Below are 16,591 nucleotides of genomic sequence, written 5' to 3' on the forward strand. Positions count from 1 at the left end.
GAACTATAAATTTGGAGGCTTTGCTGTGGAACCCATAGCGATTATCGGAATTGGCTGTCGTTTTCCCCAAGCGAAAGATCCTGAAAGTTTCTGGCAGCTTTTGCATCATGGCGTAGATGCGATTACTGAAGTGCCAAAAGATCGTTGGAATATTGAGCAATTCTACAATCCAGAGCCAGCTACACCAGGAAAAATGTACACTCGCTGGGGTGGTTTTCTCGATCGAGTAGATAGCTTTGATTCCAGTTTCTTCGGCATTTCTCCCCGCGAAGTAGAACGAATGGACCCCCAGCAAAGGCTGATTTTAGAGGTAGCTTGGGAAAGCTTAGAAAACGCGGGAATAGCGCCAGAAACAATAGCTGGCAGCCAAACAGGAGTTTTCGTCGGGATTGGTAACTACGACTATTGCAGGTTGCTGACTAAAGATTTGAACCGCGTCAACGCTTACGATGGCACGGGTAATACTCTCTGCATAGCTGCTAACCGCCTATCGTACTTTCTAAATCTGCGCGGTCCCAGCGTCGTCACAGAAACCGCTTGCTCCTCATCGCTTGTTGCCTTACATTTTGCCTGCCGCAGCTTGCAAACTGGCGAGACTAATCAGTGCTTAGTTGGTGGAGTAAGTTTAATGCTTTCTCCAGAACCAACAATTACTTACTCTCATGCGCGGATGATGGCGGCGGATGGGCGCTGTAAGACTTTCGATGCTAGTGCTGATGGTTATGTACGCGGGGAAGGTTGCGGCGTTATTGTCCTCAAGCGCCTCGCAGATGCTCTTAAAGATGGAGATAGAATTCAAGCTGTCATCAAAGGTACGGCAGTTAATCAAGATGGTCAAAGTAATGGACTAACAGCACCTAATGGACCTTCCCAGCAAGCAGTTATTCGTCAAGCCTTAGATAATGCTGGAGTATCACCAACACAAATTACCTATGTTGAAGCGCATGGTACGGGGACATCTCTGGGAGATCCCATTGAAGTTAAATCTTTGAAAGCAGTGCTAATGAGAGAACGGGAGGGGGATAAGCCTTGTTGGCTTGGCTCAGTAAAAACTAATATTGGACACTTGGAAGCGGCTTCGGGAATGGCTGGAATAATTAAGGTGGTCTTAGCCTTGCAACACAAAGAAATTCCTGCTCACCTGCATTTTAGTCAATTAAATCCATATATCTCTTTAGAAGGGACAACTTTTGTTATTCCTACAGAGCGTGAGTCTTGGTCTGTGGGTACAGAAACCCGTTTAGCAGGAGTAAGCGCCTTTGGTTTTGGTGGCACAAATTGTCATGCAATTTTGGCAGAAGCACCTGTGCCAATAGTAGAAACAAAACTTCAACCTATTGAACGTCCTTGCCAACTTTTTACTCTTTCAGCAAAGAGTGAAGCTGGATTATTAGCGTTAGCCCAAAACTATCAAGATTTTTTACATAGTAATTGTGAAATATCACTAGCGGATGTTTGTTTTACAGCTAATACTGGGCGATCGCACTTTGACTACCGTTTAGCCACAACCGTACAATCTACTATCCAATTACAAGAGCAGTTGGCAGCTTTTATTGCCAATGAAAATACGGCGCAACTGGTAACAAGTAAGCAAGTTTCCCGTAAAAAACGCTCAAAAATAGCATTTTTGTTTACTGGTCAAGGTTCGCAGTACGTCGGCATGGGACAGCAACTTTACGAAACTGAACCTGTCTTTCGTGCGGCTTTAGATCGTTGCGATCGGATTCTCCGCCCCTATCTAGAACAGCCTTTACTATCAGTCCTTTACGCTCAAAAATTCGAGACAAATCATCTAGATCAAACGGCTTACACGCAACCCGCTTTATTTGCCTTGGAGTATGCCCTTTTCCAGGTATGGAAATCTTGGGGTATAGAACCAACAATTGTTATGGGGCATAGCGTAGGCGAGTACGTTGCTGCCTGCGTTGCTGGCGTATTTAGCTTAGAAGATGGTCTAAAACTAATTGCAGCGCGATCGCGTTTAATGCAAGCATTGCCTCTAAATGGTGAAATGGTAGCCGTATTTGCCAACGAAAGTAGAGTGCTTACAGCTATTGAACCTTATACCGACAAAGTAGCGATCGCAGCTATCAATGGTTCGCACATTGTCATTTCTGGTCAGCATCAGGCAGTCAAAACAGTAATTTCTTCTTTGCAATCAGAAGGAATTAAAACAAAAAAGTTGCAAGTTTCTCATGCTTTTCATTCTCCTTTGATGGAGCCGATGCTGGCAGACTTTGGAAAAATAGCCGCAGAAGTAACCTACTCCAATCCACGCATCAAGTTTATTTCTAACGTGACGGGGGAACTAGCAACGGCAGAAATTGCCACTCCAGAGTATTGGTGTCGTCATGTGCGCCAGCCAGTTAGATTTGCTCAAAGTGTAGATATTCTAGCTCAGCAAGGTTACACAGTTTTTATTGAACTCGGTCCCAAGCCAATTTTATTAGGGATGAGTCGCTACTGCTTGAGCGAAGAAGCAACAGAAAATATTGCCTTTCTACCCAGCCTATATTCAGGGCGAGAAGACTGGCAACAGATGCTTCATAGTTTGGCTTCTTTGTACGTGCGTGGCATAACTGTCGATTGGGTAAACTTCGAGAAACATTATTCTCGCCAGCGCGTGCAACTACCTACCTATCCATTTCAAAGGCAGCGTCATTGGGTAGATTTTGCTGAAAATGGATTAGCGCCAGAAACAACCCAAAATGCGATCGCTAATCTCTTAAACCAGGGCAATACTCAACAGCTAATGCAGCAGTTGGAAACAATCGGCAAATTCTCCCCAGATGAATTGAAATTATTACCTAAACTGCTAGAAGTATTAGCTCAACAAAACGAGCAGCAGGTAACAACAGAATTAATCAAAGATTGGTTGTATGAAGTAGAGTGGCAGCCAAAATCCCGTCAAGAGTCACCTACAACAAACGGATTCCACAAAGCATCGGGTAGTTGGCTAATTTTTGCTGACTTAGGTGGTGTTGGCGAAGCCGTAGCCAAACTTTTAGGCGATCGCGATCATAATTGTATTTTGGTCTATCCAGGAGACACTTACAACCCCAAAGCTGCCGGAGCTTGGCTCATTGACCCTGCTAGTCCAGCAGATTTTGAACGTCTATTTCAAGATGCTTTAAGCAGCAATCGACCTCTACAAGGAGTCATCCATTTATGGAGTTTGGAGTCGCAGTCAACGGCTAATTTAACTCTTTCCTCCCTCGCCCAAGCTCAAACTGTGGGTGTTGGTAGTATCCTGCATTTACTGCAAGCCATTGTAAAAGTGCGGGGAGCAGATTCTTCAGCAATTTTTGACTCACCCCGGCTGTGGTTAGTAACGCGGGGTGCTGTACCAGTAGGAACCTCACTTCCCTCTGTAACTCAAGCCCCAGTTTGGGGGCTTGGTAAAGTAGCAGCGCTAGAACACCCAGAATTTTTTGGCGGAATGCTCGATTTAGCGCCAGAAATAGCAAAAGATGAAGCAACTAGGCTACTAGCAGAGGTTGACGATTCCCAAGGAGAAGACCATTTAGCATTCCGAGATGGACAGCGTTATGTTGCCCGCTTGGTGCGAAAGCAACTACCAGAATCTTCAGCAATGTCTTGGCGCTCAGATTGTACTTATTTAGTTACTGGGGGTTTAGGAGCATTAGGCTTGAAGGTTGCCCAGTGGATGGTAGAACAAGGTATCCGGCAACTGGTACTAACTGGACGTAGTGGGGCGACAAGTCAAGCCCAAGAAAGCATTGCCCAGATGGAAAAGGCGGGAGCTAAAATTGTCATCGCTCAAGCAGATGTAGCTAATAAAGAGGATATGGTGCAGGTATTTGCAGAAATTAAAACCTCAATGCCACCTCTACGCGGGATTGTACACACTGCTGGTGTACCTGGATATGAAGCAATTTCCGAGATGGATTTTACTACTCTTGAATCGGTACTTCGTCCCAAGGTGTTGGGAACGTGGATTTTACACGAATTAACTCAAGAACTCGCTCTCGACTTTTTTGTTAACTTTTCCTCTATATCCTCCGTTTGGGGTTCTAAAGGACAAGCCCACTACGCCGCCGCAAATCACTTTCTTGATGTCTTAGCTCATTATCGACACAAACTTAAGTTGCCAGCTTTGACTATCAATTGGGGTCCCTGGGCTGGTGGCGGCATGGCATTAGAGGAATTTCAAACATGGTTAGCCCGCATGGGCATAGAAGGATTACAGAGCGAACGCGCGATCGCAACTTTGGGGTACCTACTAAACACAAGCTGCGTGCAAGCAACAATTGCTAATGTTGATTGGTCATTATTTAAAGATCTTTATGAAGCCAAAGGCAAAAAGCCGCTTTTAGAACTCGTTGAAGGGCAGCCCCAAACTGATAATGGGCAGCAGCTAAAACAAAAATCAGAAATTTTATCCCAATTAGAAGCGGCAGAAGCAAGCGACATACAGTCTCTCTTAACTACTTACATCCAAAATGAAGTTGCTAGGGTCCTAAAGCTGCCTCAACTGCCAGAACCGCAGCAGGGACTTTTCGATCTGGGGATGGATTCACTAATGGCAGTTGAATTAGTCGGCGCGATTCGGACTCAATTGCAAGCAGAGTTACCGATTTCAGACTTTATGCAAGCTGCCGATATTGCCACGCTTACGGCTCTATTGATGAAGCAGTTTACACCGGATGCTGCTTTTACCGAAGTTGCAAAAGAGGCTCTAAATCTCCACAACGAAGCCATTTTAGATAGCTCAATTTATCCGACAACAGCAAATAACGAGCAAAGGGTAGCAAATTGTATTCTTCTAACTGGTGCAACAGGGTTTTTGGGAGCGTTTTTACTTCACGACCTCCTCGAACAAACAGCAGCAGATGTATATTGCTTGGTACGTGCTAGTGATGCCCAGTCAGGCAAGCTAAAACTTTGTCACAACTTGCAAACTTACCACCGATGGCAAGAAAAGTACAGTAGTAGAATTATTCCAGTGGTAGGTAATTTATCTCAACCTCTACTAGGTCTTGCAGAAGAACAATTTGAACAGCTTGCCCGCCAAATTGATGTCATTTATCACAACGGCGCGACTTTGAATTTTGTTTACCCTTATTCCTCATTAAAGCCCACAAACGTTCTGGGTACTCAAGAAATCCTCAAATTAGCTTGCCAATATAAAGTCAAACTCTTACACTACATTTCCACTGACGCAGTTTTTGATTCCTCTAGTTACTACGACAAAGAAGTAACAGAATTAGAGCCAATTATTTATACCGAAGGTATAGACCTTGGTTATACCCAGAGTAAATGGGTAGCAGAAAAGTTAGTAACAATAGCTCGCGATCGCGGTTTGCCAGTATCGATCTACAGACCGCCATTGATTGCTGGAGATAGTCTAACAGGAATTTGGAATACCGACGACTTTACCTGCCGATTTATTAAAGGTTGTATTCAAATGGGCAGTATGCCCAACATGAATTGTGCCATAACTATTGTGCCTGTAAATTATGTCAGCAGTGCGATCGTTTACTTATCTCAGCAAAAAAAATCCCAAGGATTAGCTTTTCACTTAAACAACCCCAACTTTTCTACTTGGGAGGATGTAGCCAAGTGGCTAAATAACTCTGGCTATCAAGTTCGGCAAATTGCTTATGAACAATGGGAAGCAGAATTAATTCAGGTAGGAAGCTTTCAAGATAACGCCTTAACTGGACTTTTACCCTTCTTTCTCCGGCGGTGGTCGCACGAACAACTAACCTTTGCTGAACTAGGTCAAAGAAGAGTGAAGCTAAACTGCCGAAATACCGTAACAAGACTAGCAGGCGCGTCCATTAACTGTCCGCCCATAGATTCCCAACTACTCCAAACTTACTTCTCTTACTTCATTAACAGCAGCTTTTTAAGCAACCCCAAAGTAAGAACCTAAAAGTCAACTTGCAACCTTGATTCACGACTGACGCTCTCTTTTTTCCTCTTGTCTACTAGAAGCAGCGCCAACTCAAAAAATTTGTAAGCGACAATGACACTTGCGTAACTTTTTCCATTGAGGTTTTAAAAACAAACCCTACTAATTACAATGAAATCCCCCAAAACCTACACTCTAGCTTTTCTAGTTACAGGCTTTCCACCAGATGTTAGCGGCGTTTCGCACTTCAACTGGGAACGCGCCCAATGGTTTGCCAAGCAAGGAATGTATAAGGTAATTGTATTTGCTCCTGACTGGCAAGATCCTTCGCTAGATCCGCAGCATTTAGACGCAAACCTAATTATCGAACGCTATCCCTCCAAGCCTTGGCTACCATACAAACTTACTCATGTGCCCAAGTTCTTTGCTGCCCGCCAAATTAGTAAAAAGCTTGCAGATTATCAACCAGACTTAATTGTCATCACAGACGTAGAGCGATATTTCTTATTAAGCACCTGGCAATTGCCCGGTAGAGGCTATGCCAAAGAACAGGGCATTCCTTATATAGCCGAATACCATACAGATTTGTACAATTTTTCCGCAGCTTATCCAGGTTGGCAATGGTTGAGAAATGCCGCGCGTAGTTCTCAACTAGCAGGTTATTTGTATCGTCAAATTGATCAGACAATATGTGCTAGTACCGCCGCTAGTCAAAGCTGTCAGCAGTTAGGAATTCCCAATACTCAGACAATTCCCTTTTTAGGAATTGATGTTTCCACCTACAGTCCGAATCGTCGCCGCCGTCAAGCCCTAGCACCGTGGTTGAGTGCAGAGGAAAAAGACAATAAAATTTTGCTGTTTTTGGGTCGTCTTGGGTTTGAGAAACGCGCCGATCTACTTATAGAAGCATTTATACAATTAAAGCGTACAGCCCCCAACTATTCTTTAATTATTGCTGGAGACGGCCCTGATAACGTCGTCAACCAATTAAAACAACTAGCTAGGCAAGTTCCCCATATCCACTTTACAGGTTTTCTTTTAGGAGAAACCAAGGCTAATGTACTAGCTGCTTGCGATGTATTTTGTAGCCCTTCACCTTACGAAACTTTTGGGCGGACAATAGTAGAAGCAATGGCCTCAGGTATTCCGGTTGTCACGGTTGATAGCGGTGCAGTATCTGAATATATCTTTGATGGCGTAAATGGTTATCTCGTACCGCCTAGTGATGCGATCGCATTAGCCCAGGGGATCGATCGAGCATTGACAAATAACAACACAAAGTTAATTGAACGTGCGTTGCAAGATAGCGATCATTTCTCCCTAGAACAAGGATGTCAAAACCTCAGCACTTACTACCAACAGCTATTAGGCATTAGTCAAAATTTGCCAATTGCGAGCAGAAATTGAGCAACCCCACTCCTTACTATCACACAATTTTTTATGATTAATCCTACATTAAAGCGAGTAGCAGTCACAGGTCTAGGAGCTATTACCCCTATAGGAAATACTGTAGAAAAATACTGGCAAGAACTTTTACAAGGGGACAGTGGCATTGCCCCAATTACTCTATTTGATGCCTCTCGCCATGCTTGTCAAATTGCCGGAGAAGTCAAAGGCTTCGATCCTAGCGACTATTTGGAGAGTAAAGAAACTAAACGCATGGATCGCTTTGCCCAATTTGCGGTCTGTGCGAGTAAGCAAGCTGTTGCTGATGCGGGGCTAGAAATTACCCCCCTCAATGCTGAGGAAGTTGGCGTAATAATTGGTACGGGCATTGGTGGAATTAAGGTGTTGGAAGACCAACAAGAAATCTACCTGACTCGCGGTGCTGATCGTTGCAGCCCCTTTATGATTCCGATGATGATTGCCAATATGGCGGCGGGACTAACCGCAATTCACATCGGCGCGAAGGGATCCAACTCTTGTACTACTACCGCCTGTGCTGCGGGTTCTAATGCGATCGGTGAGGCTTTTCGTTTAATTCAACAAGGGTTCGCCAAAGCAGTAGTCTGTGGTGGTACGGAAGCCGCAGTTACTCCTTTATCTATAGCTGGATTTGCCGCAGCGAGAGCCTTGTCAACTTCTAACGCCCAACCCAATTGTGCCTCTCGTCCCTTCGACCTCGATCGCAATGGTTTTGTGATGGGGGAAGGAGCAGGAATTTTAGTTTTAGAAGAATTAGAACACGCTCTAAACCGTCGAACTCGCATTTATGCAGAAATCGTTGGCTATGGTTTAACCTGCGATGCCTACCATATGACTTCGCCCTTGCCTAGCGGTAAAGGCGCTGCTAGAGCCATGGAATTAGCAATCAAAGATGCCCGTTTATCTCCCAATCAGGTAAGCTACATCAATGCTCACGGCACAAGTACACCTGTAGGAGATCGCGCTGAAACTTTGGCAATCAAACTAGCTTTAGAAAAGCACGCTTTTAAAGTTGCAATTAGTTCCACTAAATCTATAACTGGTCATCTTTTAGGCGGCTCTGGAGGGATCGAGGCTGTAGCAACAGTAATGGCTGTAGCTACAAATAAAATTCCCCCCACAATCAATCTAAATACTCCCGATCCCGATTGCGATCTAGATTATGTTCCCAAGCTTTGCCGGGTTCAGGAGGTAGAAGTTGCCCTTTCTAATTCTTTTGGCTTCGGCGGTCACAATGTGACTTTAGCATTTAAAAAATTTGCGGGTTAGTTCGATTTTTCTAAAAAATTGTGCTGGGCTTGTACCTATTGTAGTTAGCGAACAGCGAGTATTATGAGCGAACAGGAAGTTATGGGACAAGTACAAACCCTCGATCTAGAGCCGAAAAAAGTTGCCTCAACAACTAATGCCGCTACTGTTAATTCGTCCAAATCAATCTTTTCGGTTGAGGATATTCAGCAACTATTGCCTCACCGCTACCCCTTTTTGCTTGTAGACCGGATTATTGAATATCTGCCAGGACAACGGGCTGTTGGCATCAAAAACGTTACTTGCAACGAACCCCATTTTCAAGGTCATTTTCCTGGGCGACCGATTATGCCTGGAGTTTTGATTGTAGAAGCAATGGCACAAGTTGGCGGCGTGGTACTAACTCAGCTACTAGATACGGAAAGCGGAGTATTTTTGTTTGCAGGTATTGATAAAGTCCGATTTCGTCGTCAAGTAGTCCCAGGCGATCGCTTGGTAATGACCGTAGACTTACTACGCATCAAACAGCGTCGATTTGGTAAGATGCAGGCGCGGGCTGAAGTTGACGGTCAGCTAGTTGCTGAAGGAGAGTTAACTTTTTATCTCGGAACGTAAAATTAACTTGCAGTTTGTTGAATATAGGTAGATTTTTGTTGATGCCAAACGATAGAATTGGGACAACTTTAACAATTCTCGTCTCCCGTGCATCTCCTCAATCCTTCTATAGCAAAGCTGTTGAGGAAATTATTAACCTGTCAGGATGCAATTTGTGGGGATGAAAATTTGCTAAACGTAAAATAATTGAGCAAATTTTGGATGTGCTTTGTGAATAACACCTATGACTCTTTAGAGAACACTAAGGTACAACGCTTTTTCCTATCCGTATCAGTTTTTGATAACCAAAGGCTAATATTTCATGCCCTCCGTCAGACGCTCCGTAAGTCTGAGATGGCACGTCTTATAGTGCATGAATGGCTAGAACAACATGAAGCTGAACTTGATGAGTGGAAAGCTAAAACAGCTTCAGAGCTTGAAATTAGTGTGAGCGAGCTTGAGAAGCAACTATTAGCTGCTGCTGAACATCAAACTAAGCAAAGAAGAAAAGATAATTGCTAACTTCATTTGATTGGTGACTCAAACAATAGCAAATTAGTCTTTGTGAAGTAAAGGTAATGTACTAGGTAGATTTATGATTCGATCTATCTTTACTTTCCCTAATATATAAAATCTGTTTTGCTTCTAACTAGATCCTAGTGGAAGTGATTTGAGATGTCTTCGGGTAATTCTAAATTAATTCAACACCGCAGTCTCTATGCGTCGTTTTGGCAGGACAAATGAACTTGTTTAGCAACAATGGGTTCAGAGGCTCGAATTTGACAAACAGTATAGAGGTCATCAGGCACTGTTCAACTTTGATGGAACTTGTGCTAAATTTTTTCCTGCCTAATTTTTCAGCCGCTAACTTTAATTTGATACTTTCAACTCAGTAAATCTATTCGTTAGCGTTTTGTGCATTCCAACACGTGTTACTGCCACCCTACGGATATAGTTAAAGCAATTTATCCTCGATTAATGTTTAATTTATAAGTCTTTTGCTAACTCGCGTACAGGTAAAACACGTTATTTTGTTGCATCTAAGTTGCATATGGATTGCATATGAGTATCAATCAGTTTAATATTAGTTCAATTGCAACTTGATGCGATTACCCAACCTCTCACAAATTTTTGCTCTCTATAGCGTCTCCAAACTTTTTACCTACTAGGTTAAATTGTAGTATTTTTAACTATTTCATGAGTAATTCTCAAGAATACATTTGATACACTACAGCCGTTAGTGGGTGCGATGAATTAAACAGTGTTAATGGAGTTACTTGTATGAAGATATCTGAGTTATACCCACTCATCTCGTTAATCAAGTTAAAACAAGAATTTTGTAAGTTGCCGAAAGGATATTTATTTAGTCAAGCAGAAGCCTTAGAGTTTCTATCGAGAAGAAGATGGCCAGAGAGCGATCGCTACATCGATCGAACTACTTTTTGGCGCTGGAGAAACGATGCCGGAATTGAGCGCCAAAAAGTCTTTAGCCAACAAGATATTCTTAAGCTTTGCCAAATCTGCGATCACTATCGCATAGATGGAACTCGTAGAGAATATCTAAATCTAGTTAGAGAGAAGCAGCTTATAAACGGCTAAAAACCTATTAGCAAAAGCTTAGATACTCAACTTGCTGGCTATGACAATGCTTGCTTGAGGGAACTTCTACGCTTATAAACTGAGAAAATCTACCTAAAAGCCCAGGAATCTGCATAGATTTTTGTAGAGTAATACCACGCGGTCGCCATAGTCCAGGATGGCAAAAAACGAGGCAATTATTTGCTTAATGAACCTCGTTAGTTAATTTACAGCTTTTTCAAAAATTATTCTCGCACCTCTTTGATACTTGCAGTGCAAACACGTACTCTTGCGCTCTCAAATCCATGGGTGCAAATGGAGGGCGTAAAGCCCACAAGCTAACTTGCTGCAATTTTTACTGCCAATTAGTAAGCACTAAGAATTTTTCAGAGCTTTGGCGATCGCTAATAGCCTGTAGATTTCAACCCAATCTAGTTATTTACACCACAAAACCCGTTCCCTTCAAAGAGGATAAATCAAGTGGAAGAAGATTTTTTATTTTCACTTCAAACCTACACGCCTAATAGCGACCTAGCTACAGGTTTCAAACCAAATCAAGTTGTTTACAGTCGCAGTGGAAACGATACTCTTTTAGGTTATCAACCGCTTATCCCTAACCTTGACTTACCACAAATCGATCTTTTAGCTGGAGACTTAGCCATAGAAGATCCTGCTTTCCGGGAGTGGAGCGATACTTTTATTCTCGGCGATTGGAGCAAACCTTACTATGCTAATGGCGACGCAAATAACTTCGGTGTAAATGACTTTGCTTTAATTGCTGACTTCAATTCTAGTCAAGATTCTATCCAACTATACGGCACTCCCAACAATTATCAAGTAGTGAATGTTGGAGTAGGATCGGCGCTAGTTCAGCAACAGAACACAGGCGCAGATGTTGTCGGTTTTGTCCTTGGGGGTTCTAGCTTAGACTTAGGTAGTAACTATTTTAATTTTCAAGGCTCTACTCCACCACCAGGACCTGTAATAGAACAAGCTCAACAATTGGGAACACCAGGTTTTGATATTGCTTCAACTACAACTACAGATACCTTTGGTAATGTCTTTGTCGCTGGCGGCACTACTGGCTCTTTAGGAGCAGAAAACAACGCGGAGTCTCGTGATGCTTTAATCACCAAATACGACAACCAAGGCAATCAGTTGTGGACAAAACAGTTTGGTAGTTCTGAGTTTGATACTATTTATGGTGTCAAAAGCGATAGTCAAGGTGATGTTTACGTAGCAGGAACTACTGAAGGAAATTTGGGAGCAACCAAGCAAGCCCAAGGTGCTGATGCCTGGGTAGCTAAGTACGATGGTAATGGCAATCAAGAATGGGTTCAACAATTTGGCAGCGACTTAATTAATTCTGCTTTTGCCATTGATGTTGATGACAATAGCAACGTTTATTTATCAGGAATAACCGTCAGATCTGCTCCAGAAGTTGCTACAGATGATTTTTGGGTAACTAAGTACGACACCAACGGCAGCCGACAGTGGTTTACAGAGTTTGGTAGTTCCGGTTCTGCGTTTGACGAACCTTATGCTGTTGCTGTCAGCAATGACGGCAGTGTTTATGCTGGCGGATGGACTCTTGGTAACTTCGGTGGAGAGAATGCTGGACTTTATGATGCTGCTCTAGCCAAGCTCAATAATAACGGAGAAGTAGAGTGGCTTCGACAATTTGGAACTCCAGATTATGAATGGACTTGGGGAGTTGATACCGATAGTCAAGGCAATCTTTATGCCACAGGGTGGACGCTAGGAGACTTAGGCGGAGAAAATGCTGGTTCTTATGATGCTTGGCTCACAAAGTATGATAGCGCTGGCAACCAACAATGGCTCAAACAGTTTGGTAGTCCTGGTGACGATCAACCTTTCAATATGACCATTGACTCCCAAAATAATATCTTTATTACAGGATATACAGATGGAGACTTAGGAGGAGAGAATGCCGGGTCTTTTGATGCTTGGGTAGCCAAATACGATATTGAAGGCAACCAAACGTGGATTCAACAGTTTGGTACTCCTGATTTTGACCAAGCTTACAGTATTACGACAGATAGCGCTGGTAATCTCTACTTTATAGGCGTTACCGATGGTTCTTTGGGAGATGTAAATGCTGGGTCTTTTGATGCCTGGATAGCAAAGCTTGATGCAGAGTTAGGAACTTTGCAAAATTTTAATGGGACTGTAAACCTTGATAGGGATTCTCTCATGCCAGAATTTTCATTCAGCGATCTCGGTGAATCTGTTGAGCCAGAAATGGTCAGCTTTCTAAGCAGCTATTTTGAGGAATTTCTTTCTTCCACAGGTATTGGATTGGATGGAGCGGGAATAACAAATCTTGCTCAAAACCCTTATCATCAATCTACCCCTGTGCCTGAACCATCTTCAGGCTTAGGTATATTAGTTTTTGCCGCTTTTGCAGGCATTGGTGCAATGCTAAAAGCACGGAGGAAAAGTTCGTTTAATTAGGTGTGTCTGCGTAAGCTATTAATAGTAGCGTCGCTCGAATGGATATGAGGTGATGAATCTATCAACTGTTAATTCATGGGTGAAATGCCCGAACCCTAATCCCCAAGCGCGCCTGCGGCTATTTTGCTTTCCCTATGCAGGCGGCAGTGCGCTCAACTACCGGGCTTGGTCCGAAGCCTTACCCACCGCAATCGAGGTTTGCCCGATTGAACTGCCCGGACGGGCAACTCGCATAACGGAACCGCCGTTCGCGCAACTGATACCACTGGTGGAGGCGATCGCTTCCTCTTTATTTCCCTACTTCGACAAACCCTTTGCCTTCTTTGGACATAGCATGGGAGGGCTGGTGAGCTTTGAGTTAGTCCGCTTACTCCGCAAACAGCAGCAGCGTCAACCCATTTATCTGTTTATCTCAGGTCATCGCGCTGCTCAAATTCCCGATTCGGCTCCGCCACGTCATACCCTTCCTGAGTCTCAGTTTCTAGCAGAAATCCGCCGCTTCAATGGCTCTCCTGAAGTGGTGCTTAACAATACTGAGCTAATGAAGTTACTCCTACCTACACTAAGAGCAGATTTTGCTGTCCTTGATACCTATCGGTATTTGCCAGAACCGCCCCTTACCTGTCCGATCGCTGCTTTAGGCGGTATGCAGGATGCTGAAGTCAGCTATGAACAACTGCAAGCCTGGCACAAACAGACAACGGGGGCATTCTTGGTGCATAGGTTTGGGGGGGATCACTTTTTCTTGCATTCATCACAACAACCTCTAATGAAATTGCTTGCCCAAGAACTTCTTGTTCATGAGGGAAGTAGCTAGACTTGAATACTGTATACAACATCTGTTATTGAAGATACAGAACAAAAGTCAAAATGTTGATTAATGTACGCAGTAGGCAATTAATTAACGAGATCGAACCAAAACTGAGATTATCTGGCTTTCCTTGCCATTGTTATTATGTTAGTTACAAAACAACCTGTACTCCGAAAGTTCTGGTATCCTGTAATCCAAGTTACAGAGCTTTTGGGCAATAAGCTAAAACCTTTTGAGCTATATGGACGAGAAAATTGTTATTTGGTTAGATGCAACGGGGAAGCCAGCCGCCGTTCAAGATAGATGCTGTCATCGTTCGGCTCAACTAAGTATTGGCAAGGTGGTAGATGGCAATATCTGTTGTGCATATCATGGCTGGCAGTTTAAAAGTGATGGATCGTGCGATCGCATACCTCAACTGAAAAAAGATGAGGCAATTCCTGCCACCTACAAAGTACAGTCCTAAAGTAGCGATGTAATTGCCTTCGACCGTGCCGTAACATTGGAAGACAAGCATATATTAGAGACAACTGATTGCGATGTGCCTCTGAGCGTGAGTCAAGAGCAGCATATGTTTACAGACAAACCAGGGATAGTCATGCGTAAAAAGATTGCAGCTTTATTAAAAGCACATGGTGAAGTAGAGCAAACAAAAAGCAATTCGGCAGGGAAATGGTCGCAATTTTCCCCAAAGAGTAATATCTGCGGGGAAGCGTTGCATTGATGAGTTCAATTTTACTGTTTGGTAGGGCGATCACATTTTATCTCCGTCTAGCTTGCCTGAAACAATCATTCATTATTTATCCCCATTAGCCATTAGCCTCGCAATGCGATTTGTTTTCTCAGCCAAAACTTTTATTTCAACTGTGGTCAAGTGTCCCTGATCCACAACCTTTTTACCATTAATAAAGCTGTAGTCTACCCAATCTGCCTGACAAAAAATCAACGCTGCCACCAAGTCTTGCTGTGCGCCTGCAAACTGGGGGCGATCAATATTAAATGCAATAAAATCCGCAGACATATCAGTAGCTACATAGCCAATATCATCTCGTCCTAAGACTTTAGCACCGCCAATAGTTGCCAACTCCAGCACATCACGAGCAGTCATGACGGAGGCATTGCCACTGCCTACTCTAGCTAATAAAAAAGCAGTTCGAGCCTCGTGAAGCAAATTAGTTGCATCGTTAGAGGCGGATCCATCTACTCCCAAACCAACTGGTACACCATGCTCCAGCATTTTTCGGATGGGAGCAATACCACTAGCGAGGCGCATATTACTACAAGGACAATGGGCAACGCCTGTACCTGTTTCACCAAACTTAATAATAGAGCGATGACTTAACTCAACGCAGTGAGCGTGCCATACATCTTCACCTAGCCAACCTACCGACTCAGCATAATCCCCCGGAGTCATGCCAAAATTTTCCAGGCTATAGGCGCAGTCAGACTTATTTTCTGCTAGATGGGTATGCAGCCTCACCCCTGGATAGGTGCGCGCCATAACTGCTGATTCTCGCATCAAGTCTTGGGAAACCGAGAAAGGAGAACAGGGAGCAAGGGTAATTCTACTCATCGAGTGGCGGGAATTGTCGTGATATTGCTCAATTAGGCGCTGGCTATCTTTAAGAATATCTGCTTCTTTTTCCACCAACGCATCAGGAGGCAATCCCCCCTGACTTTTGCCTACGCTCATGCTGCCACGACTAGCATGAAACCGCATTCCTACTTCTTGTACTGCTCGAATTTCAGCGTCTAAAGTGCAATCGTTGGGGTAGATATAGAGATGGTCGCTAGCCGTTGTGCAGCCAGATAACATTAGTTCTGCTGCTGCCATTTGAGCGCTGACATAAACGCCTTCGGCTGTAAGATTTGCCCATAAAGGATACAGGGCTTCTAGCCAGTTAAATAAATCACAGTTTTGGGCGGCGGGAACGACCCTAGTTAAGGTTTGAAAAAAGTGATGGTGGGTGTTAACAAAACCCGGAAGCACGATATATCGCCCTTGCAGGTCTAAAACTTCATCAGCAGTCTGAGGCAGTTCTTCAGTAGTTCCTACCTGTTTAATTACGTTATCTTGGACAAATAAGGCAGCGCCAAGAATTTCTCGCCGTGCTGCATCCATTGTTACTAATGTATGGATGTTTTTAACGAGCAGAGTAGTCATAGATTGTTCCTAACTTGTAAGGCTTTTACTTGCTACTTTTTTTAGCTACAAAGCGTAATCTATGGTAAGTGCTATATGACCAAGGTGAAACTAATAGTCAGGACGGTGCCAAAACGGGAAAATTGGACGCTAAGGAATTAATGCAAACGCTATAACCATTGTGAGGCTTAGGTTTCAGCAATGGCTAAACATCATTTTTTGTTTTCCCGCTCTGCGACCTTGGCGATGCATCCCGCCGTTGACAGTTCAAGAGAAATACTAATTCTCGTGAAGTACCCCAACCTGCTTTGCGAGGTTGGGGCTTCCCAATCTCAACTCAATTCAGGGACGGTTTTATTCGTCCTCGGAGCTTCCCGTCTCAACAGCCGATGCCTCTACCATCCGGTGACGATTTTGGACTTACTCAGCCTCCACAGGC

General features: G+C 43.7%; 10 protein-coding genes and 1 pseudogene. 10 read left to right on the forward strand and 1 reads right to left on the reverse strand.

The annotated features are described in order from the left end of the window. The first annotated feature begins 25 nt into the window (after positions 1–25). The 10 genes and pseudogenes from AC2VE5_RS15580 to AC2VE5_RS15625 all read left to right on the forward strand — a co-directional run bounded on the left by AC2VE5_RS15580 (position 26) and on the right by AC2VE5_RS15625 (position 14,733). Positions 26–5,899 (forward strand): thioester reductase domain-containing protein, encoded by a 5,874-nt coding sequence (locus tag AC2VE5_RS15580; protein WP_486888649.1) that lies wholly within the window; start codon positions 26–28, stop codon positions 5,897–5,899. A 150-nt stretch (positions 5,900–6,049) separates the two neighbouring features. Further along, positions 6,050–7,285: a glycosyltransferase gene (locus AC2VE5_RS15585; protein WP_486888650.1), complete on the forward strand. Its 1,236-nt coding sequence runs from the start codon at positions 6,050–6,052 to the stop codon at positions 7,283–7,285. 33 nt (positions 7,286–7,318) lie between these two features. After that, positions 7,319–8,572, forward strand: coding sequence for a beta-ketoacyl-ACP synthase II (fabF, locus tag AC2VE5_RS15590; RefSeq protein WP_486888651.1), 1,254 nt, complete (start codon positions 7,319–7,321; stop codon positions 8,570–8,572). Between the two features lie 63 nt (positions 8,573–8,635). After that, on the forward strand, positions 8,636–9,166 hold the full coding sequence (gene fabZ, locus AC2VE5_RS15595; protein WP_486888652.1) for a 3-hydroxyacyl-ACP dehydratase FabZ: 531 nt from the start codon (positions 8,636–8,638) through the stop codon (positions 9,164–9,166). A 41-nt stretch (positions 9,167–9,207) separates the two neighbouring features. Then, positions 9,208–9,330, forward strand: a complete 123-nt coding sequence (locus AC2VE5_RS15600; RefSeq protein WP_486888653.1) for a hypothetical protein — start codon at positions 9,208–9,210, stop codon at positions 9,328–9,330. Positions 9,331–9,376: 46 nt separating this feature from the next. Beyond that, positions 9,377–9,667, forward strand: coding sequence for a hypothetical protein (locus tag AC2VE5_RS15605; RefSeq protein ID WP_486888654.1), 291 nt, complete (start codon positions 9,377–9,379; stop codon positions 9,665–9,667). Between the two features lie 759 nt (positions 9,668–10,426). Then, positions 10,427–10,744 carry a hypothetical protein gene (locus AC2VE5_RS15610; RefSeq protein WP_486888655.1) on the forward strand — a complete coding sequence of 106 codons (318 nt, stop codon included), beginning with the start codon at positions 10,427–10,429 and terminating at the stop codon, positions 10,742–10,744. A gap of 459 nt (positions 10,745–11,203) precedes the next feature. Then, complete coding sequence (locus tag AC2VE5_RS15615) at positions 11,204–13,198, forward strand: SBBP repeat-containing protein (RefSeq protein WP_486888656.1); 1,995 nt, start codon at positions 11,204–11,206, stop codon at positions 13,196–13,198. A gap of 49 nt (positions 13,199–13,247) precedes the next feature. Continuing rightward, positions 13,248–14,015, forward strand: coding sequence for a thioesterase II family protein (locus AC2VE5_RS15620; protein ID WP_486888657.1), 768 nt, complete (start codon positions 13,248–13,250; stop codon positions 14,013–14,015). A gap of 138 nt (positions 14,016–14,153) precedes the next feature. Beyond that, a pseudogene (locus AC2VE5_RS15625) lies at positions 14,154–14,733 on the forward strand (Rieske 2Fe-2S domain-containing protein). Positions 14,734–14,805: 72 nt separating this feature from the next. On the opposite strand, the gene AC2VE5_RS15630 reads toward AC2VE5_RS15625, so the two are convergent. Beyond that, positions 14,806–16,173: an 8-oxoguanine deaminase gene (locus AC2VE5_RS15630; RefSeq protein ID WP_486888658.1), complete on the reverse strand. Its 1,368-nt coding sequence runs from the start codon at positions 16,171–16,173 to the stop codon at positions 14,806–14,808. Positions 16,174–16,591: the final 418 nt, after the last annotated feature.

This window comes from Aliterella sp. E5.1 (genome assembly GCF_057473825.1).

Coding starts and splice junctions, on each gene's coding strand:
- AC2VE5_RS15630 (WP_486888658.1), bottom strand. CDS start 16,173: ATGACTACTCTGCTCGTTAAAAACATCCATACATTAGTAACAATGGAT.
- fabZ (WP_486888652.1), top strand. CDS start 8,636: ATGAGCGAACAGGAAGTTATGGGACAAGTACAAACCCTCGATCTAGAG.
- AC2VE5_RS15585 (WP_486888650.1), top strand. CDS start 6,050: ATGAAATCCCCCAAAACCTACACTCTAGCTTTTCTAGTTACAGGCTTT.
- AC2VE5_RS15600 (WP_486888653.1), top strand. CDS start 9,208: ATGCCAAACGATAGAATTGGGACAACTTTAACAATTCTCGTCTCCCGT.
- fabF (WP_486888651.1), top strand. CDS start 7,319: ATGATTAATCCTACATTAAAGCGAGTAGCAGTCACAGGTCTAGGAGCT.
- AC2VE5_RS15610 (WP_486888655.1), top strand. CDS start 10,427: ATGAAGATATCTGAGTTATACCCACTCATCTCGTTAATCAAGTTAAAA.